Source organism: Bacteroides cellulosilyticus, from assembly GCF_020091405.1.
Lineage (GTDB): Bacteria > Bacteroidota > Bacteroidia > Bacteroidales > Bacteroidaceae > Bacteroides.
In genome coordinates this window covers 3,996,545-4,020,316 of sequence record NZ_CP081903.1, presented here as the reverse complement: position 1 = coordinate 4,020,316, position 23,772 = coordinate 3,996,545, and the positions used below count along the sequence as shown (strand labels likewise).

The 23,772-nt window shown below is 43.9% G+C and carries 22 protein-coding genes; 11 read left to right on the top strand and 11 right to left on the bottom strand.

Translation table 11 applies throughout. The features are described from left to right. Positions 1–43: 43 nt before the first annotated feature. From K6V21_RS14860 to K6V21_RS14825, 8 genes are all read right to left on the bottom strand, one after another. Entirely contained in the window at positions 44–1,432 is a 1,389-nt protein-coding gene (locus tag K6V21_RS14860; protein WP_217713831.1) for an aldo/keto reductase, read from the bottom strand. Positions 1,433–1,482: 50 nt separating this feature from the next. Beyond that, complete coding sequence (locus K6V21_RS14855; RefSeq protein ID WP_224319090.1) at positions 1,483–2,988, bottom strand: 4Fe-4S binding protein; 1,506 nt, start codon at positions 2,986–2,988, stop codon at positions 1,483–1,485. A gap of 19 nt (positions 2,989–3,007) precedes the next feature. After that, complete coding sequence (locus K6V21_RS14850) at positions 3,008–3,520, bottom strand: ECF transporter S component (RefSeq protein WP_224319089.1); 513 nt, start codon at positions 3,518–3,520, stop codon at positions 3,008–3,010. Between the two features lie 14 nt (positions 3,521–3,534). Continuing rightward, positions 3,535–5,445 carry a TonB-dependent receptor plug domain-containing protein gene (locus K6V21_RS14845; protein ID WP_224319088.1) on the bottom strand — a complete coding sequence of 637 codons (1,911 nt, stop codon included), beginning with the start codon at positions 5,443–5,445 and terminating at the stop codon, positions 3,535–3,537. Between the two features lie 123 nt (positions 5,446–5,568). Continuing rightward, positions 5,569–6,327, bottom strand: coding sequence for a LytR/AlgR family response regulator transcription factor (locus K6V21_RS14840; protein ID WP_217713835.1), 759 nt, complete (start codon positions 6,325–6,327; stop codon positions 5,569–5,571). A 35-nt stretch (positions 6,328–6,362) separates the two neighbouring features. Next, entirely contained in the window at positions 6,363–7,379 is a 1,017-nt protein-coding gene (locus K6V21_RS14835) for a sensor histidine kinase (RefSeq protein WP_224319087.1), read from the bottom strand. Between the two features lie 246 nt (positions 7,380–7,625). Next, positions 7,626–8,021, bottom strand: coding sequence for a helix-turn-helix domain-containing protein (locus tag K6V21_RS14830; protein ID WP_224319086.1), 396 nt, complete (start codon positions 8,019–8,021; stop codon positions 7,626–7,628). A gap of 697 nt (positions 8,022–8,718) precedes the next feature. Beyond that, the gene (locus tag K6V21_RS14825; protein ID WP_224319085.1) at positions 8,719–9,423 is read right to left on the bottom strand and encodes a hypothetical protein; all 705 of its coding nucleotides are present in this window, start codon (positions 9,421–9,423) and stop codon (positions 8,719–8,721) included. A 258-nt stretch (positions 9,424–9,681) separates the two neighbouring features. Between K6V21_RS14825 and K6V21_RS14820 the strand changes: the two genes are divergently transcribed. Both K6V21_RS14820 and K6V21_RS14815 read left to right on the top strand, forming a co-directional pair. Further along, entirely contained in the window at positions 9,682–11,010 is a 1,329-nt protein-coding gene (locus K6V21_RS14820; RefSeq protein WP_224319084.1) for an MATE family efflux transporter, read from the top strand. Positions 11,011–11,222: 212 nt separating this feature from the next. Further along, positions 11,223–12,041: a class I SAM-dependent methyltransferase gene (locus tag K6V21_RS14815; protein WP_224319083.1), complete on the top strand. Its 819-nt coding sequence runs from the start codon at positions 11,223–11,225 to the stop codon at positions 12,039–12,041. 4 nt (positions 12,042–12,045) lie between these two features. On the opposite strand, the gene K6V21_RS14810 is transcribed toward K6V21_RS14815, so the two are convergent. Then, the gene (locus K6V21_RS14810; RefSeq protein WP_025831973.1) at positions 12,046–12,936 is read right to left on the bottom strand and encodes a helix-turn-helix domain-containing protein; all 891 of its coding nucleotides are present in this window, start codon (positions 12,934–12,936) and stop codon (positions 12,046–12,048) included. A 241-nt stretch (positions 12,937–13,177) separates the two neighbouring features. On the opposite strand from K6V21_RS14810, the gene K6V21_RS14805 reads away from it, so the two are divergent. From K6V21_RS14805 to K6V21_RS14770, 8 genes are all read left to right on the top strand, one after another. Beyond that, a complete protein-coding gene (locus K6V21_RS14805) occupies positions 13,178–14,161 on the top strand; it encodes an aldo/keto reductase (RefSeq protein WP_224319082.1) in 984 nt (327 codons plus the stop codon). A gap of 19 nt (positions 14,162–14,180) precedes the next feature. Further along, a complete protein-coding gene (locus tag K6V21_RS14800) occupies positions 14,181–14,744 on the top strand; it encodes a flavodoxin (protein WP_217713841.1) in 564 nt (187 codons plus the stop codon). 68 nt (positions 14,745–14,812) lie between these two features. Next, on the top strand, positions 14,813–15,655 hold the full coding sequence (locus tag K6V21_RS14795) for an aldo/keto reductase (RefSeq protein ID WP_224319081.1): 843 nt from the start codon (positions 14,813–14,815) through the stop codon (positions 15,653–15,655). A gap of 322 nt (positions 15,656–15,977) precedes the next feature. Beyond that, positions 15,978–17,177, top strand: coding sequence for a sensor histidine kinase (locus K6V21_RS14790; protein WP_217713930.1), 1,200 nt, complete (start codon positions 15,978–15,980; stop codon positions 17,175–17,177). A 4-nt stretch (positions 17,178–17,181) separates the two neighbouring features. After that, positions 17,182–17,943 carry a LytR/AlgR family response regulator transcription factor gene (locus K6V21_RS14785; RefSeq protein WP_224319079.1) on the top strand — a complete coding sequence of 254 codons (762 nt, stop codon included), beginning with the start codon at positions 17,182–17,184 and terminating at the stop codon, positions 17,941–17,943. A gap of 128 nt (positions 17,944–18,071) precedes the next feature. Next, on the top strand, positions 18,072–18,509 hold the full coding sequence (locus K6V21_RS14780) for a LytR/AlgR family response regulator transcription factor (protein WP_224319078.1): 438 nt from the start codon (positions 18,072–18,074) through the stop codon (positions 18,507–18,509). A 68-nt stretch (positions 18,510–18,577) separates the two neighbouring features. After that, entirely contained in the window at positions 18,578–19,198 is a 621-nt protein-coding gene (locus K6V21_RS14775) for an energy transducer TonB (RefSeq protein ID WP_224319077.1), read from the top strand. A gap of 114 nt (positions 19,199–19,312) precedes the next feature. Beyond that, a complete protein-coding gene (locus tag K6V21_RS14770) occupies positions 19,313–19,681 on the top strand; it encodes a winged helix-turn-helix transcriptional regulator (RefSeq protein WP_217713845.1) in 369 nt (122 codons plus the stop codon). Positions 19,682–19,719: 38 nt separating this feature from the next. Here the strand turns inward: K6V21_RS14770 and K6V21_RS14765 are convergent, their stop codons facing one another. Both K6V21_RS14765 and K6V21_RS14760 read right to left on the bottom strand, forming a co-directional pair. Continuing rightward, positions 19,720–20,406, bottom strand: a complete 687-nt coding sequence (locus tag K6V21_RS14765) for a potassium channel family protein (RefSeq protein ID WP_044265075.1) — start codon at positions 20,404–20,406, stop codon at positions 19,720–19,722. Between the two features lie 24 nt (positions 20,407–20,430). Next, positions 20,431–22,260 carry a TrkH family potassium uptake protein gene (locus K6V21_RS14760; RefSeq protein WP_224319076.1) on the bottom strand — a complete coding sequence of 610 codons (1,830 nt, stop codon included), beginning with the start codon at positions 22,258–22,260 and terminating at the stop codon, positions 20,431–20,433. 134 nt (positions 22,261–22,394) lie between these two features. Here K6V21_RS14760 and K6V21_RS14755 point away from each other — a divergent pair, with 134 nt between their 5' ends. Further along, positions 22,395–23,762, top strand: coding sequence for a TrpB-like pyridoxal phosphate-dependent enzyme (locus K6V21_RS14755; protein ID WP_224319075.1), 1,368 nt, complete (start codon positions 22,395–22,397; stop codon positions 23,760–23,762). Positions 23,763–23,772 lie beyond the last annotated feature (10 nt).

The following is a 23,772-nucleotide window of genomic DNA, read 5'->3' as shown; positions in this document are numbered from 1 at the left end:
ATAGCGCAGCCACTCGTAGCTTGTAGCTCGTAGCTTGTAACTTTTACAACGTTTCCTGTTTCAACTGTTCCACAAACGCATCAATGCGTCTCAGTTCCTTAGGAATATTGATACTCTGCGGACAGTGGGGCGAGCATTGGTCGCAACCGATGCAATGGCTTGCCTGGCGCAGGCGTGGCACACTGCGGTCGTATCCTACAAGGAAAGCACGACGCGCCTGCCTGTAATTCTCATCTTGCTGGCTCTTCGGCACATTGCCTTCATTCACACATTTATTATAATGGATAAGCACGGCAGGAATGTCAATACCATACGGACAAGGCATGCAATATTTGCAGTCATTGCAAGGCACCGTAGGATATTTCAGCATCAACTGTGCCGTTTCTTCCAGAAATTCCTTATCATCCTCGGTCAGAGGAATCAGCGGGGAGTATGTACGGATATTATCTTGCAGATGCTCCATATACGTCATACCACTCAACACCGTCAACACCAGTTCCGGGGAACCGGCAAAGCGGAATGCCCACGATGCCACACTATCTTCCGGGCGACGTTGTTTAAGACGCGTCATGATATGAGTGGGCACATTAGAGAGGCGTCCTCCCAACAGCGGTTCCATAATGACCGCCGGAATATTGCGCTTCACCAATTCATCATACAGATAATCCGCATTCACATTGCGTCCCGAAGCATGTTTCCAATCCACATAATTAAGCTGTATCTGTACAAAATCCCATTTCACTTCATCGTGCAGGGAGAGCGCATAATCATATGTATCTACCGAACCGTGAAAAGAGAATCCCAGATTGCGGATACGCCCCGCCTCCCGCTCTTTCAACAGAAATTCCATCATTCCGTTATCAATATACCGTGCCTTGAAAGCCTCCGTTCCGCCACCACCGATGGAGTGGAGCAGATAGTAATCGATATAATCCGTCTGCAAATCCTCGAACGACTTGCGATACATGGCAATGGAATTCTCACGGCTATAATTACTGAAATTAGAGAGCTTGGTAGCAATGAACAGTTTCTCACGCGGATGACGTTTCAGCGCAATGCCTGTTGACTTCTCCGACCATCCCTGCACATAAACCGGGGATGTATCGAAATAATTCACCCCGTGTGCGATGGCATAATCCACCAATTCGTTTACGGCATCCTGGTCAATCATATCCCCTTTCCCGTCCGGTGAAGGAACAGTAGGCCAGCGCATACAGCCATAGCCGAGAAGTGAAACACGATCTTTCTGAGCCACAGAGGTGCGGTAAGTCATTTTATCCGTAGGCACCGGCGTAGATGCAGTACCTCCGGGCGTCACCCCGTCTTTTTGCTTGCAACTATAAAGAGTGGCGGCAGCCGTAGTAGTGGCAGCGCTGATACCCACTATTTTCAGGAAATCCCTGCGGTTTATATTTTTATTATTTTCTTCCATATATGTTCTTCTAACATTTATCACTTTATCACCCTATCACATTACCACCTTTATATCACCCTATGTCTCTCATGCCCTTCTACATAAATAGCACTGAACGGACGTGCCGGACAAAGATTCTCACAGGCTCCGCAACCGATGCAACGCTCCACGTTGACGGCCGGGATTTTCGGGGACTTGTCATCATTCGCATCAGAAGGCACCATCGTAATGGCAGCAGCCGGACAATGACGGGCACAGTTTCCACAATTCACCCCGTCCGTCAGGGGCACGCAGTTCTTCTTAATCCATACGGCATGACCTATCTGGATAGATGATTTATCGGCCAAACTGGTGAGATGAATAGCATCCGTGGGACATACCTCGGCACACTTGGCACATTCCGGACGGCAATAGCCACGTTCATAAGACATCTCCGGTTGCATCAATGTCATCAGATTGCCGGAAGGACGCAATACCTGATTAGGACACACCGACACACAAAGCTGGCAAGCCGTACAATGCTCCGTAAAGTTGCGCGCTCCCAACGAACCTGCCGGGAAAATAGGCGTCGTACGCTTGGGAATCTTTTTATCCTCGATAACCGCCAGTCCGCCATCCACCTTTTTCTCTTGCGCTTTCAGCAAGGTGCTTGTGGCAAATATGGCTCCGGCAGAGAAGAAGGCACGGCGTGCATTATCCACCTGTTCCGGTGACACGCTATTCACCTTTCCGGCAACTACCGGTTGCAGTGCTTCTTTACGCGGACGCTCATAGCGGATGGCTCCCTTCTTGCATTTTCCAATGCAATCCATGCAAGCCACACAACGGCTATAGTCTATTTTATGAGCCTTCGAGTCGATGCAGGCTGCTTTACAGTTGCGTGCACACAGTCCACAGCCATTGCATTTACTGGTATCAATCACCGGTTTCAGTAGAGAGAAACGTGACAGGAATCCCAGCACCGTGCCCACCGGACAAATCGTATTACAATATGTACGTCCGTTGCGCCAAGCCAACACAGCCAGAATGACAAACGTCAGGGCAGCTATCGCAAAAGTCCCCGCAGCCTTCATCCACACATCCACGGAATAAAACATATAGCTGTCCGCACGTTCCGCCAGATAGGCAAGCAGGTTATTTCCCCACTGATAAACCGGGGCAAAGAGATTGGAGGCAATCCGACCATACGAACTGTAAGGTGCAAGCAGCGCCACCAGAGAGCCGACGCCCCCTATCAAAGCCAATATAAACACGCCCAATACTCCATAGCGCAACCAATTGAGCGCAGGCGAATAAGAGTAGCGGTTCTTCTTCCGCTTTTTGCCCAGCCATGAAACCACGTCCTGAAAGACACCCAGCGGACATATTACCGAACAATACACACGGCCCAAAAGCAGCGTCAGCACAATCAGGGCTATCACAACCCCTACATTCAAGGCTAACAACGCAGGCAAGAATTGAATTTTAGCCATCCAGTCGAACCAACCATGCAGTTTCCCCGTGAAGTCGAGGAACAGCAGCGTAATCAGCACAAAGAAGAAAATGGCAACCGTTAGTCTGATTTTTCGTAACATACTTCTATTTTATGGAACATCATTTATAAACCAAATACTTAATGAACAGATAACCGCCGAAAACTTGCAATAGCATTCCCGGAATACCAATACGGAAATCCTGAAAGGCAAGAGTGAAGTTACCCAGCATGGCCCACTCGCCCAGTGTGCCCGCAAGCTGATAAGCTAGAACCACCAATGCCAGCATCGGGACAGAGACATGTTTAGAACGATTGGCAATATATCCGGCAGCCACCGCCAGCAAGGCCGATTTCAGTAGTATAGCCGGAAGCATGCCCGCAGCAGGCATACCGAAAAGCAGATGATTCAAAACCGGAGAAAAGACAGCAGTCAGTAACCCTACTTTCCAACCATATTTATAAGCTGCGATAAGCGTAAAGAAATAAATGGGAAGCAGCGTGAGGCCGCCTTGCGGGATAAGATGGCAAAGTTGTGGCAGAGCCAAGTTGCCCAGAATGAAAAGAGCAGCGGCAAAATACGTTTTCACATTGCCGTAATCCAGAGAATAAAGTCTGATAGTTGTTGTTTTCATAATCTATATACTTATTAAAATTTGATGTTTACTCCACCCATAAAAGTAGCTTTCGGCATAGGATAGCCGACTATTATTTCGTAACGTTGTGCCAGCAGGTTCTCGCCACGCACATAGAACGACAGGTAATGGGTCGCTTTGAAGCTCCCCTGCATATCCCACAGCACAAAGTTTTCCTTGGTTTCCGCATCCAGGTCGGTATAAAGTCCTTTCACATATTGGATGCCCGTAGATGCGCTCCAACGTCCTTTCCTGAAGTTCACGCCTCCGTAAAGTTTATGTTCGGGAGATGCCAGCACAGGATTCTCCATATGAAGCCAGCTATAATTTGCCGTGACACCCCATGTTGAATTGAACCGGTATCCTATATTCGCTTCCGCTCCCCAGTTCTCAATCTCACCGGAATTCTGGTTCAGCATACCGCTTCCGGCCGGATTGGGAAGACGCAGAATCAGGTTTTCACCATTGATATAGAACACATTTACGCCGTATGACAAACGGTTTTCCATAAGGCGCTGCGAGAAGGAAAGTTCATAATTCCATAGTTTCTCGGGCTTCAAATCCGGATTTTGCGGAGGGAACATATACATTTCGCGAATGGTGGGATTGCGAAATCCCTTACTTGCCATTGCCTTGATTTCCGCATCTTTCGGGAGGTGGAAGGCCAGACCGACTTGTGGAATAAACTCCGTCCCTGTCTGCGAATGATGGTCTACGCGTGCACCGGCATTCAGTGTGAGCCAGGTGACGATGTCCTGCCGGAAGTCTACATATCCGGCTACTTCATTCAGGGATTTATCCGCCGAAGTTTCACGATGTCCGTCAGAGAATTTGTTCCATGCTTCACCGCCGAAATGAAAATAATCGGCTCCTACAGTCACCCGGTTCCCTTTGAAAAGTTGCAAGCTCTGATACCATGATACACCGAGCATCTGGTCGTTGGAGTTGAAGCGGTAGTCAAGCGGTTTTCCGCCGGGCTGGTAGCCGTCGTTTATCCAGTGGTCTCCCCAGTTATAGAAGAAACTCAATGCTCCCGAGGTCTTTTCGTAATGATTCTCCAGAGCAAAAGAGGTCATACCGCGAGTGATGCGCTGGTCGTTGTCGATATAAGGGCGACTTACCGCCCCCGGATTGATGGCATTGAAATGAGTGATATTCACATCTCCCCACAGCTTCCAGTTGTCCGTAAAGTCATAACCCAACTTGGCATAACCGCCATATTGTTCAAAGCCCATATCGGCCCGATGCCCGTCCGTGCGATTATAAGAAGCCGTCACCGTACTGCTGAAACGTCCTTTCCTGATGCGGTTGGTTGCTTCGGTCTGCAAGGTTCCATAAGAGCCGGCACCGATGTTAATGCTTGTATTCACACCGTCTTCCTGCATCTTGCGGGTGACGATGTTGATGACGCCCCCCATGGCATTGGAACCGTAAAGCACTGATGCCGGGCCACGAAGCACTTCTACTCGCTCCGCCATCATCGTTTGGTAAGCATCGGCAATGGGATGTCCCATCAAACCCATATATTGAGGATGTCCGTCAATCAAAACCAACAGTCCGGTAGTGGGCAACCCCGCCTGTGCAGGACCTCCGATTCCACGCAGCGACATCTGTCCTGATGCACCTGTAGCTACACCATACCCCATCACACCGCGTGAAGTGGAGAAGAAACCGGGCACCTGGGAGTTCAGTACCGGAAGCACGGAAGCCTGTTGGCTCGCTTCAAGTTGCGGACGTCCCACCACTGATACGGTCATGGGCAGATGGCGTACATCCGTTTCGCTGCGTGTGCCCGTCACCACCACTTCATTAATAGCGTAGCTTCTCGCTACCTGTGTGCTGTCCTTGCCGGTTTGTGCTTGCAGGCTTGCCGCACTTATCAGGCAGCCTGTACATAATGCAAGTATCGTTCTCTCTTTTTTCATCTTTAAAAACACTCTTTTTATTCTATAATAGTTTTCGATTGCAAATATAGGGACTGTCGCCTACAGAAACCGTAGACAAATTACAGTAGTATATACCTAAATTACTGATTAACGTCCTGTAACCTAACCGTTATTACTCACCAACCACGACTTGAACTCCGACGCCTTATTCTTACTGATATAGACACGCTCGGGAACCTCCACGTCGAGCGTCACCAACAGGCGGCTATCGAACCAGATTGTTATATCCGTCACGCTGTTCTTGGCTATGATGAATTGCTTATTCGCCCGGATAAAGTCGGCGGGATTCAGAGAGGACATTATCTGTTCCAACGTCTTGGAGTACGGATACAGGGTCCCATTTTTCAGATACACACACGTATTCTTATCCGCCGTATAAAAACACGAAACATCCCTCAGACTGACAGGCAGCAATTTATCTTTATAGGGAATCAATAGCTTGTCTTTATATCTGGGCGCCGGTGCCAACAGGTTCAACTGAGACAAGTATTGCAGAATATCCTGATGAGTCAGCTTGCTATATTTATCCAGTGCATGCTTCACATCCTCCACCTTCACCGGTTTCAGCAGGTAGTCCACACTATTCACCTTAAAAGCTTCTATCGCATAACGGTCGTATGCCGTCGTAAAAACAATGGGGGTTTCCAGTTCCATTTTATCGAAGATGGTAAATGCCGAGCCGTCCGACAAATGTATATCCATGAATATCAAATCCGGAGCCGGATTGGATTGCAGCCAATGGATAGTCTGGGTCACACTTTCCGTATTACCGGAAATCTGAATATCATAGGAGACTTCCTTGAGAATATCTACCAGATTCTCATAAGCGGCAGTCTCGTCTTCTACAATAAGCACTCTCATATCGCTACTCTTTTGTTTTGATATTGATTCTATTTTTATTTTAAAGGGAGATAAACCCGGAATGTTTCTTCATCGCACTCCACCCGAATTTGCTTGTTCATCAGCAAAGCGAAACGGCTTTCCAGATTCTTCAATCCGGTTCCGTTGGTATCGGGCGGAGAGAGTTTGGGGTAAACAGGATTGGACACCACCAACTCATTCTGTTCATTCAGCCGGATAGATATTTCCATCTTATGTTCACTGTCTATCATATTATGAACGGTCACGTTCTCCACCAGTGGGAGCAATGAAAGTACCGGCAATGTCAGTTCATCCTGCACAGCCTCATCTACCCGGATGGAGAACACCAGCTTATTGGCAAAGCGCACTTCCATCACGTAGCGGAAAGACTGGATGAATTCCAATTCCTCCCTCAGCGTGACGAGCCCTTTCTTATCACTCTGAAGAATGTAGCGGAAGATGTCAGACAACTCATGCACGTACATCAGTGTTTTCTCGTCATCTTTCTTGCGGATGAGCGATTGCACTCCGTTCAGTGAGTTAAAAAAGAAATGCGGGTTTATCTGGTTGGCCAATGCATCACAACGGCTTTGCAGGTTCTCTATGCGCAGGCGCTCAATCTCGTGTTCCTTCTCCCGTTGTTTGGAATAGAGCATGGAGATGTGGCCGATAAGCGTGCAGAGGGAGCACAGGATGAAGAATTGGGAAAGCAAGGTGCTGCCCAGAAAGTCGGTGCGGATGCCATACGAGGCAATCCAGTAGGAAACGAATGCAAACCCCGCGTAGGCAAGCAACGAATAGCCGAAGTTGCGGGCAAAGCGTTCCTTAAACTGTGCATCCGGTAACCGACGCAGATTATAGCGTATCAACAGACTAATCAGTCCCCAGAAGAAAAAGAAACGGTAGGCAAAATACCAATAAAAGCCCGCACAAACTCCCCAGAATTTTATATCCCAAGGGAGGCAGGCTATGTTGGGATATATAATGAAAACCGCACTAATCAGGCTGACCAGCGGCAGTTTACGGCTTATGTAGGTATCAAATGAGGACATATATTTTTTCTTCTTTTCTGCAAAGAAAAACAAAATTATCGAGACGCAGCAGCGGCAAAAGAAGCAAAACGAAAAAACAGGCGATAAAAACGAATTTAACTTAAAAGGAAAGAGAGTGCATTAAAGATGAAGGAGTCAAAACTCACCACAGATTACACGGATTGACACAGATTAAAATTAAATAATTGATTATCAAGATAGATAATCTGTGCAAATCTGGAAAATCTGTGGTTAAAAAGACTTTCTTTAAAGAATAGTCAGACTGACCCTTTTCCCCAACCCTTCGAAAATGCGGAAGAGAGTGGAGAGTTGTACATCTGCTTTTCCATTCTCAATACGTGAGATATAGGTTTTCTTTGTACCTATTTTCGCTGCAAGTTGTTCCTGGGTAAGACCGGCTTTCAGACGTTCTTCTTTCAGACGTTCTGCAAGAATAAAAGCCTCTGCGCCCCGCTCAAAATCATTGCGTTCCGGTGTGCCTTTCTGCCCTTCTATCTGTTTAAAATAGCTTTTAGGTACTCTATCTAATTGCTTAATAAGCTCAATAACATAATCAATTTTTGTTCTTACTTCAGGTGTTTGTGCCAAATAGAACTCTTTATAGTATGTTTTGAACACCTTTATTTTTCGGATATATTCCATTACTGTTTTATTTTACCGTAAAGTTAACTATATAATTAACTTCCGCAATCTATTCCTGTATATTTAACATCAACTTATTCTTCCATTCCCCCTACATCTCAGAATAAATAAGCGGGAATAGCACTTTCATCTGATTTATCGTGTACCGATACTACTGACTAATTGACACTTTGCATATTTGAACGGCTGAGAATGCGTTGTTTTCGTCCGGACGCCTGTGTGAATGAAAACACAGCAGTAAAAACATGTAATAACAAGACAGACAGAAGGATACACAAATATATACATTTAAAATAGCGGAAAATAGAAGCTGAAATGACGGATACAACAGTGTGAGGTGACGGTTATATAAGCGTTGGATGCCGGAACTATAGATGTTAGCCGTCAGAACTATAGATGTGATGCGTCAGAAGTATAGATGCAACGTGTCCGATATAGATATCCAACGTATAGAATCTGTATAAACTGGGCTTGATGCATAAAGAAATAGTATATATATGCACAATAAATGGATTGCCATTTCTATTTCTTTCTTCTTGCAAAACGGTATTGTAGGGAAAACGAGCGATTAACTTACTTTTTTTACACATATACAGAAAATCTTCTATCCTTTTGCTCAAGCAACACAGCAAAGAAACTCAAGTCATGTATGGTTTTAAACTAAAATGCTCATTCCTTATCCATTATGAACAAATACTTACTTATTCGTTTCATCTAAATAAATAAAACCATTATTCATTATATGAAACAGCTTTCCCCTCCCGTTAAAATAATCAGGATGGGACATAATTTTCTTTCTAAGTTCATCAGCACTATTCAGTTGTTCTACCTGCCCATCAAAAAGCATATTTACAGGAACAAAAGTCTTTACACAAAGATAATCAAGTTCTTCTAATACGACACCGAAGAATACTCCAGTCTTAGTATATCCAACAAAGCCTTCATGATTTTTATTAGAACCTTTCCTAAAATCTATTGTGAAAAGACCACTATTCATAAAAAAATGCTTTATTTGTTCATCAAAAGAGAGGCCATCCAGCCCATTAGGTATTAATAGACGTTCTCTATATCTTTTCCAAAAATGCGGTCTGAAATCAATGATTGAGATATTACTATATATTTTCTTAGGATAAATAATTCCCATCCCTAAATTCTCATACTTAAGATAAGGAATAATGCCAGGACGCTTCCTTTCATTTCGATAACGCACTATCAATATTGAACACCATTTATTCCCTAATGGTGACATCCAGGAAAATTGGTGCATAACAGGAAACAATATGGCCTTAATAAACTTTCGATGGGCATTAGCACCTTCTTCTAATATTCTCTCTTGAAAAAGAGTATAATCGTTTTTTATTTCTCTGCACACCTCTTCGGGTGTCATAGTGGAGACGAGCATAGTATACAAATTTTCAGCAAAGATAGGTCTTTGAATTTTCTTTTTATATAAATTCCGGATATAATTTGGTGGTTATAGAAACATTGACCACATTTGCACCCCGAAAACAAAGACAGGAAATTAAATCCTCATCGGAGGGCATGATAATCAATAATTAGGATGCCGGATAAGATGAATGGTGCAAATCATTCACCCTGTCCGGCACCTTTTTTATACCAGAATTACAGCTTTAGCCCGATTGATGAAAGAATGAGTTTGATGAAAGAGTTAGATTTGACACAAGGCAGCGTTCCCAAAGTACTGTTAGAGTTTGCAGTACCCTTCCTGATAGCGAATGCACTTCAGGCACTCTACGGGGGTGCCGACCTCTTTGTTGTGGGACAATATGATGATTCTGCGAGTGTAGCGGCCGTTGCCATCGGTAGCCAGGTGATGCAAACCATTACGGGTATCATCCTCGGCATTACCACAGGAACCACCGTACTGATTGCCATTGCAACCGGAGCGAAAGACGACCGGCAAGTGGCTTCCACAATCGGCTCGTCCGTGTGGTTGTTTTCAATTATTGGCGTGGTGCTTACTCTGGTTATGGTATTCTTCCATCGCCAGATTGCCAGTCTGATGCATACTCCAACGGAGGCCATGGCCGATACCCAAAGTTATATCTTGGTATGCTCGGTCGGCATCCTGTTCATCGTGGGTTACAACGTCGTGTGCGGTATCTTGCGCGGACTGGGTGACTCAAAAACGCCGCTTTATTTTGTGGGACTGGCCTGCGTGATCAATATCGTTCTCGATTTCGTATTGGTGGGATATATTCATCTCGGGCCTACCGGGGCTGCCATTGCCACGGTTACAGCACAGGGTGTCAGTTTTGCGATAGCGCTTTGGTTTCTGCACCGGCGCGGATTCCACTTTGAGTTCACGAAGCGGGACATCCGGCTGAACGGAGTTCTGTCCAAAAGAGTGCTGACACTGGGTGCTCCCATAGCCTTGCAGGATGCACTGATTAATGTCTCGTTTCTGATAATCACCGTTATCGTAAACCAGATGGGGGTCATTGCATCGGCTTCACTGGGTGTAGTGGAGAAAATCATCGTATTCGCCATGTTGCCTCCGATGGCCATATCATCGGCCGTGGCAACCATGACAGCACAGAACTATGGTGCAGGATTGATACAGCGAATGAACAAGTGCCTCCTTTCCGGAATAGGGTTTGCTCTCGTTTTCGGATTGTCGGTTTGCCTCTATTCGCAATTCCTACCGGAAACGCTTACGGCTTTTTTCACCAAAGATCCGGCTGTGGTGGCTATGGCGGCGGAATATCTGCGGGGATACAGCATCGACTGCATCGTTGTCAGTTTCGTATTCTGTATAAATTCCTACTTCAGCGGACAGGGAAATTCACTGTTCCCGATGATTCACAGTCTGATAGCGACTTTCCTGTTCCGTATTCCATTGTCATACTGGTTCAGCCAGATAGACAGTTCATCACTGTTCATCATGGGCTTTGCTCCACCCATCTCGACAGTAGTTTCGCTGCTGATATGTATCTGGTATCTGAGATATGTGGCAAGGAGACGCTGATACGCATTTTCCCTACTTTTAGGTATTGCCCTCTTGACGGAAGAACCGTAACTTTGGCAAAAAAAGAAAAGTAGCGTATGGATCCGGAAAAGAAATATGGAGAATTGCAAGAAGAGAGAGCTTATCGAAGTATAAGTTCTCTCTTTTTTTTGAATGAATTTGAATATTGTTCGTTTTTGCCTGACAGTACAAATAACTCAAATAACACAAGAATGAAAAAGAAGTATGAATTTAAGAGCATAGTGGCCGAAACACTGCTGATTCCTCTCTACATGAGAGCCAAAGAAAGCCGCCGCAAAGATGCCATCTTGCGCGACCAGCAAGCCGAACAGCTTGTGGAAAGCATTGATTATGATTATTCCAAATTCGACGGTGCCAGCCTAAGTGCTGTGGGGTGCGTTGTGCGCGGACTCTACTTTGATAATGCAATCCGGCGGTTCATTGCCACCCACCGGAACCCGGTAGTCGTGAATGTAGGGTGCGGGCTCGACACCCGTTATCAGCGTATCGAAGAACATGACAAAGCCACGTTCTATGAAATGGATCTGCCGGAAGTCATCGACCTGCGCCGTGAACTGCTGCCCGAACCGAAAGGCGACCGCTACATAGCCGGTTCTCTACTGGAAACCCAATGGATGGACGATCTTCGTGAGACACATCCGGAAGGAGAATTCATCATCGTCATTGAAGGCGTACTGATGTACTTCTACGAAAAGCAGGTACGGCAACTGCTCACCCGTCTGGCCGACCGGTTCAGTGGTGGCGAAGTGTGGTTCGACGTATGTGGCCCTATGCTTGCCAAATCCAAGCATATCAAGCCCGACTCCCTGCGAGGGCACAATGCCCAAATCCGTTCCGGACTGAAAGACGGGCATGAAGTGGAAGTCTGGGAACCACGCCTGCAACTTATTGAGCAGGCACTCTATCAGAAGTTCTTTCCCAAAAGGTGGGGATTCGGCGGAATGCTGATGGGAAAATTCCCCGGTATCTGCAAGAGGTTCAGTTCACTGTTAGGGTATCAGATAAAATAAGGAATTATGCCCGATACTCATTCGGGCTTACCCCTACTACCTTCTTAAACAAACGGCTTAAATGATGCGGATACTTGAAGCCCAGTTCATAGGCAACTTCGCTGACGGTTTTATTCTCATCATAGAGCCGTTCCTTTGCTTTTTCTATCACAAAGAGTTGAATGGACTCCTGAGCCGACTTTCCAGTTTCTTTCTTAATCAAGTCACCAAAGTAATTGGCAGAAAGATGTAGTTTGTCCGCAGCATATTGCACAGACGGCAAACCGACAGTTTGCGGCTGGTCTGATTCAAAGTAATCACTGAGCAAATTCTCAAAACGAACCAAGATATCTTTATTCAGGCTTTCACGCGTAATGAATTGGCGGTCATAAAAACGCTGGCAATGGTTCAGCAAAAGTTCAATGGTAGAAGCGATAATACTTTTACTATGCTTATCTATGGCTCGTTCCAGTTCTTCCTGTATCTCCAGATAACAGTTAAGGATAATCTGACGCTCACGCTCGGACATGTGCAAAGCTTCATTCGCTTCATAAGAGAAGAAACTGTAGTCCTTCATCTTGCGTCCCAATGATGTGCCACGCAATAAATCAGGATGGAATAGTAATGCCCACCCTTGCGGGTTCAATGTTTCTTTGTCATCATCCACGCCTGCCACCTGTCCCGGAGCGACAAAAACCAGCGTACCTTCCTGATAATCGTAGGTGCTGCGTCCATAAGACAACTCACCACATTTAAGCTGTTTCAGGAAGATACAATAAAAGCCGAAATTCTTGCGCCCGTGCTTTAATGACTTCAGCGTTGAAAAGTCAACCACACTGACGAGCGGATGTAATGTCTCCACTCCCACCGCCATATTATACTCATGAATTGTATTCAACTTTACGATTGCTCCCATATTCTTCTTCATTTTATCCGATGACAAAAATAAAGGTTTTCTCTTAGCTTTCAAACATCCGTATCATTAAATCTGTAATATTGGTATGAGAAACTGTAATCTGTGCATGCACCTCATTTTCAAGTATTCAAGGAAGATTCTGAAACTGTAATTATGGTTTGCAAAGCAGTAATCTGTCTATTTACAAACGCTATTTCGCAGCTTACCTTTGCAACATCAAAATTTATAAAAAACAATAGTTATGAAATATCGGGAATTAGGAAAAAGCGGACTTAAAGTTTCCGCAATGGGTTTAGGCTGCATGGGAATGAGTCATGGCTACGGTGCCGCCGGTGATAAAAAGGAAATGATCAAACTGATTCATCAAGCCGTAGAAAAAGGTGTCACTTTCTTTGATACAGCCGAAGTGTATGGCCCCTATACCAATGAAGAACTGGTAGGTGAGGCTTTAGAACCTTATCGCAAAGAAGTAGTCATCGCTACCAAATGCGGAATTCAGATTGTAGATGGAAAACAAATAGTCATTGGAAAACCGGAGACCATGCGTCGCTCCATTGAAGGTTCTCTTAAACGGTTGAGAACAGAGTATATAGATTTATACTACCTGCACCGGGTAGACCCTAAAACTCCTATTGAAGAAGTAGCGGAAACAATGAAACAACTGCAACAAGAAGGTAAAATACGGCATTGGGGAGTATCGGAAGCGGGAGTACAGACCATTCGCCGGGCACATGCTGTTTTTCCGCTGACTGCCGTGCAAAGTGAGTACTCCATGTGGTGGCGCGAACCGGAAAAAGAGTTATTGCCGACTCTTGAAGAATTGGGAATAGGTTTCGTTCCTTTCAGCCCGCTGGGTAAAGGTTTTCTGACGGGTAGTATTAGTAAAGATACCCGGTTCGATAAGAGTGATTTCCGCAATATTGTTCCCCGGTTCACTACAGAGAATCTGAATGCAAATCAGGTAATCATTGACTTCATTAAAATACTGGCAAATGAAAAGAATGCAACTCCCGCACAAATCGCACTGGCGTGGGTACTTGCTGTTAAACCTTGGATTGCCCCTATTCCGGGAACCACAAAACTAAGCCGTTTAGAAGAGAATCTACAGAGCATAAATGTGGAGATTACACCGGAAGAACTAAGAAAGATCAATGATATGCTTAACTCCATCCCAATCTCAGGTGACCGCTATCCGGAAGAATTGGCTAAAAGAGTCGGAAAATAATCATTAAAATAGAAATAACATGAGAACAAGAATTATTTCACTAATCGTAATTGTAATGACAACATTAGGTATGAATGTACAAGCACAGAGCTCCTCCACGGACAAGAAAGTATTGGTAGCCTATTTTTCCCGTTCGGGAAACACGCGCGCAGTAGCTGACCACATCAAAAGCCTCACCGGAGGAGATATGTTCGAAATTCAGGTAGCCAAGCCGTATCCGGAAGAATATCATGCCTGCACCGAAGTAGCCAAGAAAGAGAAAGAGGATAATGCAAGACCGGCACTCAAGAACAAGGTTGAAAACATCGCATCCTATGACGTCATCTTCGTGGGTTATCCCAACTGGTGGGGAACAACGCCAATGCCCATTCTGACTTTCCTGGAAAGCCATGACCTTAACGGTAAAATAGTAATCCCCTTCTGCACGCACGGCGGAGGCGGCGAACAAAACTGTTTCAAGGATTTCGCAAAACACATCGGTAAGGCAGACAGCAAGAAAGGGTTCCTCGTCAGCGGTGGGCAAGCCTCATCCTCCCGTCCGCAGGTGGAAAGCTGGTTGAAAGGGCTTAAATTAATACAATAATCTGCAATGTCAGAGGATTAATAGTATTATCAATTGTTTTATAATAAATCCATAAAAAGAAATATATCATGCAAAAAGTAAAATTAAATAATGGCATAGAAATGCCTATTCTGGGCTTTGGCGTCTATCAAATTGAAGACCAAGCCCTCTGCGAACAATGTGTGTATGATGCCATCGAGGCCGGTTACCGCTCCATAGATACAGCTGCCGCCTATTACAACGAAGAGGCAGTGGGAAAGGCTATCAAACGTAGCGGAGTTCCCCGCGAAGACTTGTTTATCACTACCAAGCTCTGGATATCAGATGCCGGTTATGACAAAGCCAAGAAAGCCTTTGAAGCATCCATGAAGCGCCTGCAACTCGATTATCTGGATTTATACCTCATTCACCAGCCATTCAATGACTATTACGGTTCATGGCGTGCAATGGAGGAATTATATAAAGAAGGTCGCATTCGTGCCATCGGTGTCAGTAACTTCATGCCGGACCGTCTTGCAGATCTGATTCTCTTCAATGAAATCGTTCCTGCCGTCAATCAGGTGGAGACCAATCCATTCCATCAACAGATTGAAGCTGAAACATTCATGAAAGGGAAAGGAGTTCAAATTGAGTCGTGGGCACCGTTTGCCGAAGGAAAGAACGATTTATTCCGAAATGAAACACTGGCGGCAATTGCAGACAAATATCACAAATCTATCGCACAAGTTGTGTTGCGCTGGCTGATACAGAGAAATGTAGTGGTTATTCCGAAGTCTATCCGTAAAGAACGCATTGTTGAGAATTTCAATGTATTCGATTTTGAACTGACTAAAGAAGATATGGAGAAAATAGCGGCATTGGACACTAAGACAAGTTGTTTCTTCTCCCACCGTGATCCGAAGATGGTGGAATGGTTGGGCGGACTGCACTAAAATAAATATCAGAACACAGGTTTAATAAACCAACGACTTCAACGAATCATACAATCGGCATATTAGTTACTTTTGTAAAGTGTTTAAAATTGAACAGGAATACAAAATAACTTTTATGCCGATTGCTCTATATAAATGCACGATATCTCAATACTGAAAACGTAGTATTTTAGAGACGATTCACAGTCTGTTTTGTCCGTTTCACCGTCTCATTTGAAATAAAGCGAACAGATTGATTATTTTTGTCCTGCAAAAAACACAGAGTCTCATGAATATTACATTCCCCGAAAAACAGAGTAATAAAACTAAAAATGATTTTATTATATGGCATTTAACAAAGAATGAATTGTTGATTGGGCTCACCATATCAGTGATTCTGACCCTTTTTGCCAATTTTGCATTGTTAATGCGACGCTATGATTTGATAATGGACTCAAAAGCATCCGGCATTACTTGGGAAATAGAAAAATATGATTTCTGGTTTTCTATAGTATGGTTTTGGCTCTTTTCTTTCATTTTATTTATCCTCTACAGGTGGATGTATAAATGGGGAAACATAATATTCCGGCGCAAGGAAGTGAAAACAATAGGGTTTGCAATAGGAATTATTGTATTCGTTGCTTTCGGGCTATACCAGGCATATCCTGCATTAAAGAAAATAATCATCATGGAAAAAAAGCATGACGCCATTACCTCCTATAATTTCACGGAACACGCAGTTTTTATAACGGAAGTCTCAAAAAAGACATTAGACATGGCTCCAGATTCTATAAGCTCCCCCAATAAGGCACAGATGGGAGTAAGTGCCGTTTTTTCAAGCACCAATTCATACCCTCTGCTGGTAGAACATATTTTTGTCCTACTGACTATCATGCTAAGCATGCTTTTGCTCCATCTGCTTGATAAAAAGCAAGAAATGACACTGGAATATGAAAAAATAAAAGTCGAAAAACTACAAAACTCATACAATGCACTGATGGGACAGATTAACCCGCATTTCTTCTTCAACTCATTAAACGGACTTAATTCGTTAATCCGCATGAACGAACAAGATAAGACACTTGAATACCTGGAAGGACTATCCAATGTTTTCCGTTATATCTTACAAAGTAATCACAAAACATTAGTCACCCTTGATGAAGAACTACAGTTTGCAAAAGCTTATACTTATCTGCTCAGCGTACGTTATGAAAACAAGCTGTTTTTCTCAATCCGGATTGCAGAAGGCTGCCGACAGAAGAGGCTGCCTATTCTTAGTCTGCTCCCGCTTATTGAGAATGCCGTGAAACACAACATCATCAGCATGCAACACCCCCTGCAGGTTGAGGTTTATACAACATCTGAAGATTTATTAGCCGTATCCAATCCTATCCGCCCCAAAAAAGAAGAGTGCATCTGCAACAAGATAGGATTAAAGAACCTTCAGGGGCGCTATCAAATGCTGACCGGAAAAAGCATACGGATAAACAATTCCAACGGATATTTTGTAGTATCTCTTCCACTGTCTGATATATTGGAATAAATGTATGAAAGTAATAATCATTGAAGATGAAACAGCAGCAGTAAACAGCTTGAAAGCTATTTTACAGCAAAACTCAGTGGCCGACATTGAAGTGGTTGCCGAATTAGAAAGCATCGAAGACAGTATTGAATGGTTTCAAAGTTCATCACCACCGGATATCATTTTCATGGATATTCATCTGGCAGACGGTTTGGCTTTTACTATTTTCGAACAGGTAGAAGTTGCCGCTCCCGTAGTGTTTACTACCGCTTATGATGAGTATGCTTTACAAGCTTTTCAGGTGAGCAGCATTGATTATCTCCTAAAGCCCGTTACGCTGAATTCATTAGAACATGCATTGAACAAATTTCTCCTTTTCAATCCGATGGAACGAAAAGAACATATCCTGCGGACTAATGCCATGATTGAGAACCGGAAAGAAGTGAAAAAATTGTTGGTTATGTTTGCTGATAAGTTTTATCCGCTCCCAGTAGATGATATTTACTATTTCTATACTGCCCGGGAAAAAGTTACGGCTCATACTTTTGACGGTAAAAAACATCCGGTAGACTACACACTCGATACACTTTATGAGCAATTGAACCAACAGCACTTCTTTCGCGCCAACCGTCAATTCATTATTTCACGTAAGTCTGTTAAAGACATAGAGCTCTGGTCAGGCAACCGGCTTTCCGTCAACTTGCTTATACCTGTTCCCGAACGCATTATCATAAGTAAAGTGAAAACTCCGATATTCAAAAAATGGATTATGCAAGAAGAGGATTAAAGACATTCACCCCGGTCTGTTGTTCGCTTCACCTGCAAAGAATCCCCGTTTGCCGGTACTTAACTTTTGTTAGCTGATATTTTCCTTTAATTTGCAGCAAATGATAAGAATAAATTAAACGAAACATTATGCTGAAATGTATTATTCTGGATGGGGATATTGCTACTCTCAATGAACTGATGGAGTATCTGGAGCAAGTTAACCGTTCTCTAACGGAAGTAAACTCCCTGTTTGCTACAAATAAGTTGAGCAATCAGTCTATCTTCCTCCGTGACGGAAATCGGATTGTACGCATTAATCAAGAAGATATTCTATATTTGGAAGGATACGGAGATTATGTCAAAGTACATCGGGCAGAAGGTAAACCTATACTTTCGCAACTGACTCTAAAACACTTTGAAGAATGCCTTGAAGGAATTTTTTGTCGCGTACACCGTTCCTATATTGTTTCACTGTCTCATATCAACTACATCGAACATAAAAGAATCCGCATTGAAGGAGCCACCATTCCGATCAGTGATTCTTATCTGCCTATATTAATGAGCAAACTGCATATACAAATATAGGTTGACGCGACCGGCTATAGCATAGATTATAAATATTTTTAATGTATCACATTCTAAAAAACATTATCATGATTGACAAAAAGAGTTTAAAAATGAACAGATTAGCATTATTACTGTTCTCTGTTCTTACCTTAATTTGCGAAACCACAACTTCTGTTAAGGCACAAAGTTCTGATAAAAAAATGGAAGTTTCCACTTCTCATACTTGCAGCGCTACCGATGCTCACAACAGTATGCGGGCTATGTTTACTTTTCTCAGGGAAAATATTGAATATCCCTCAAAAGCGATTGAAGCGAAAATACAAGGAGATGTTACAATAGATTTCACTGTAACTAAAGAAGGTGCAATAACAAATAGCAGAATAACCAAAAAACTTTGTCCTGCCTTAGACATAGAAGTACTTGAGACCGTAAAAAGAATACCCGCATCAGAGTTTGTGGAAAAAGAAGGGCAAAAAGTCAACACAGATTATAAAATCACCATAAAGTTTGCTCTACCGGACGGTACATCACTAACAAAGCCTACCGTATCCATTGTAGAAGTAGAAACAGAGAATCTGAAAATGACTCTGATGAGAGGCGAAAAAAAGGATGGAGCAAATAGTGCTACTATAGCTGCTTATAGTTCATCTGTAAAAAAAGATACAATTCTGACCCAAACGGTGATTACGACGATTAGCGATGAATGAAGTCAGAAGACCCAAATAAGTTTAATAAGTTAAGCCTCCAACAAATTATAAGATAATTTGCATACAATCGGCATATTAGTTACTTTTGTAGAGTGTTTTAGAAATCAAAGCAATATGAATAGAACAGATATACAAAATGGCTCTTATGCTGATTGCCCTATCCGGATGATACTGGCCCGCATCAGTGATAAATGGTCTATTCTGACACTATTTACCTTGACACAAGCCCCCGTAATGCGGTTTAATGAGTTACAGAAGACGATACCGGACATTTCACAAAAGATGCTGACCGTTACACTCCGCACATTAGAAGAAGACGGACTTGTGAGAAGACAGATTTACGCTCAAGTGCCGCCTAAAGTGGAATATTCGCTGACGGAAAGGGCCATGTCTCTGTTGCCACATATCAACTCCCTGATTTCATGGGCACAAGAGAATATGAACGACATTATCAATGACAGGAAAAGGCGAAGGGGACAATAATAATCCCCTACATATACCTGTTATAGCAAAGATTCCTTTTACATCGCTTTCCAGAATTTCTGAAAGTCCTTATAGCGTCCGTAACAAACCAATTCATCACCCGCCTGTACCTGGTCATTTTCAGGTAATTCATTCATCACATCATGTTCGGTAAATGAAATACCCAGACAGTTTTTCAACGTCTTGGCACGCTTCAGCGCCAACAGTTTCAAGCCAAATTCCTTGTCCAGATTCAATTCATTGGCATAATATCCTATCATCTTTTCCGGCACAGCGAACTTCACCACATAGTAATCCGTATCTACCCGGAAGGTTTCCATATTGGAACCAAACTCCAACAGATGTACCAAACCACGGGCTGCATCTTCCTCCGGAGTAAGAATCCGTTCCAAATCAAAAGCCTCAAGCACGGAACGATGGACATTATCAATAGCCCGCGCATAAATATGAGCCACTTTTTGTTGTTTCAGCAAAGCCACCACACGAATAGAAGCACCAAAATTCTCGCCAATAGCCACAATTACCACATCCACACCGCTCAAGGGAAGAGCGGCAAGTGCCTGTTCATCTGTTGCATCCAACACAAAAGCCGTAGCAATCTTTTCTTTGATACTGTCTACGCGGCTTGCACTCACATCCGCCCCAATTACTTCATGTCCCAATACAGACAGTTCTTCGGCAAGCATGTGTCCGTAATTTCCTAAACCGATAATAATATACTTCATAAATTCTGTTTTTACTACTTACTACTAATTTATAATGATCTGCCCACTCGGATACTGATATTTCGTATGCTTCTTTTGCTTAATGATACCCAACATCAGCGTAATCAGTCCCACACGTCCGATAAACATCAGAAGAGCAACAAGCAACTTACTATTATCCCCCAAAGTCGGAGTAAGATTCAGACTGGAACCTACCGTACTCAACGCCGACACACACTCAAACAGAAGTGCCATGACAGATGCCTGAGGTTCCCAGATTGTCAGAATAAACACAAATACAAACAAAACACCGATAGACATCACCACCGTCGCATTGGAACGGCGAATGGAATCGTAAGACAGTTCACGACCAAATACTTCCACCCGCTCCGTACCACGCAACACGGCAACCAGATTCAGAACAACTACTGCAAACGCATTCACCTTGATACCACCCGCCGTGGACTGCGCAGCACCACCTACCCACATCAGGAAGATATAAACCAATACACTCTGTACTCCCAGAGAGGCCAGATCCACACTTGTAAATCCGGCAGTACGCGGACAAGTCGCATTAAAGAACGCCTGTGTCCATTTATCAGCGACTGACATACCGGCAAAAGCATGATTCCACTCAAAAACAGCGATAAGCACCGTACCAAACACCAATAACAGGAAAGTCATAATCAGCACAATCCGTGTATTCAGATTATACAGATGATAAAAACGATGTCTGTCCCACTCCCACGTATGCAGGAATTTCCAGATGCGGCGCAAATGATGGAGTACTATATCTTTGAAATTCACCAATATCGGGAAACCGATACCCCCCAGAATAATCAACAGGGATATATAGATAAGGAACGGATTATGCCCTGTCATCACCAGCGGATTGCCAAGATTTCCCGGCAACGTGGAGAAACCAGCATTACAGAATGCGGAAATAGCATGAAAAGCCGAGAACGCCACTTCTTCCTCAAACGTCATCCCCATCGTAGCGTGAATATCACTCCAGATGGCAAGCATACCGACACCTTCAATAGCCAACGTGAATCCCAATATGTACAACAAAGTGGAAAGTAACGAATTCAACGAATTGGAACTGACCATATCACGAACCACCAACTGATTATAAAAGGATGTATTTCCCATAAAGAACATCGCAAAAAAACTGGTCAGTGTCATCACACCCAATCCGCCAATCTGTATCAGCAGAATGATCACTACAAAACCAGGTGTAGTAAAAGTAGACGCTACATCCACCGAAGTCAGCCCCGTGACACAAACCGCACTGGTAGAAATAAACAGTGAGTCCACCCACGAAATACCGCTCACCGTACATCGGGGAAGCATTAGCAAACCTGTTCCGATAAGAATGATTATCAGGAAACTACCAGCCAGAATCAAAGAAGGATTCGTTCGCCGTCCCAGCACCCTGACCAAGCCATTGGATAAATTGAGGAAAGAGAAAATCAGCAGAAGCACTATATGATAGGGCTTTCCATTCAATATTTCCCAAAAATGCAGAATAGCTCCCTCCTCTTCCGGTCGATGAAAAATGACAGGGATAAGGGTGAGGTAAAGCAAGGCAATCAATATCCACGTCAATCTCTTAAAAGTACGCTTTGTGTCCCTGTATTCCAATAACAGGCGCAAAGTGACTTCGGACAGGAAAACACCCCACACAAACCGATAGAGTGTTTGCAGTTGAGAAGCCTCGTGTTCGGAAATAGTAAAGCCGTGTTCATATACCACTCCCATAATTAACAGAATAGAAGCCAGGTAGGCTATATAAGTCACCCCTCCAAGAATGATCCGAGTGTACGGATGAATCCATTTATTCTGATACAACAAGAATTTATGATAAATCTTCATGTATACATCAAATTAAATATCGGGCAAACATAAACAAAACAATGCGTATAGACAAAAAACAAAAGAAAAAAGAAATTGTTTTAAAAATAATAGTTACATTTGGCCTCGTAAAAATTTTAATAGAAGTAACCACTATGAGCAACAAGACAAAAAGATATTTCCTCCCGGAAGAGGAAATACCACATTATTGGTACAATATACAGGCAGATATGGTGAACAAACCGATGCCTCCGCTTCATCCCGGTACCAAACAACCACTGAAAGCTGAAGATTTATATCCCATCTTTGCACAGGAACTGTGCAAACAGGAACTGAATCAGACCGATAAGTGGATCGAAATTCCCGAAGAAGTACGCGAAATGTACAAATATTATCGTAGTACTCCACTGGTTCGTGCTTATGGACTGGAACAAGCATTGGGTACTCCGGCACATATCTATTTCAAGAATGAGAGTGTAAGTCCGATGGGATCGCACAAGCTGAATTCTGCCATTCCCCAGGCTTATTATTGCAAGAAAGAAGGAGTAACCAACGTTACCACTGAAACCGGTGCCGGACAATGGGGTGCTTCGCTGGCTTACGCTGCCCGCCTATTTGGATTGGAAGCTGCCGTTTACCAAGTGAAAATCAGTTATGAGCAGAAACCTTACCGCCGCAGCATCATGCAGACGTTCGGCGCACAGGTCACGCCGTCTCCGTCTATGTCCACCCGTGCAGGAAAAGATATCCTGACGGCTCACCCCAACTACCAGGGGTCATTGGGAACCGCTATTTCAGAAGCCATCGAACTGGCCCAGACTACACCGAATTGTAAATATACATTAGGATCTGTATTGAGCCATGTAGCTCTGCACCAGACTGTAATCGGTCTGGAAGCCGAAAAACAGATGGAAATGGCGGGAGAGTATCCTGATATGGTAATTGCTTGTTTTGGTGGTGGCTCTAACTTCGGTGGTATCGCATTCCCATTTATGCGCCACAAGATTCTGGAAGGTAAGCAAACACGTTTCATTGCTGCCGAACCGGCTTCTTGCCCGAAACTGACACGCGGTAAATTCCAATATGATTTCGGTGACGAAGCAGGATACACTCCGCTACTGCCTATGTACACGCTGGGACATAACTTTGCTCCCGCTAATATTCATGCAGGTGGATTGCGTTACCACGGTGCAGGCGTCATCGTTTCTCAACTATTGAAAGACGGTCTGATGGAAGCTGTAGACATCAAGCAACTGGAATCATTTGAGGCCGGCTGTTTGTTTGCCCAAGCTGAAGGTATCATTCCCGCACCGGAATCTTGCCACGCTATTGCCGCCGCCATCCGCGAAGCAAACAAATGCAAGGAAACAGGTGAAGAGAAAGTAATCCTGTTCAACCTCTCCGGTCACGGATTGATTGACATGGCTTCATACGATAAATATCTCTCCGGTGACCTCGTAAACTACGAGCTGACTGATCAGGATATTCAGAAGAATCTGGATGAAATAGGCAGTCTGGCATAAGGATACCTCA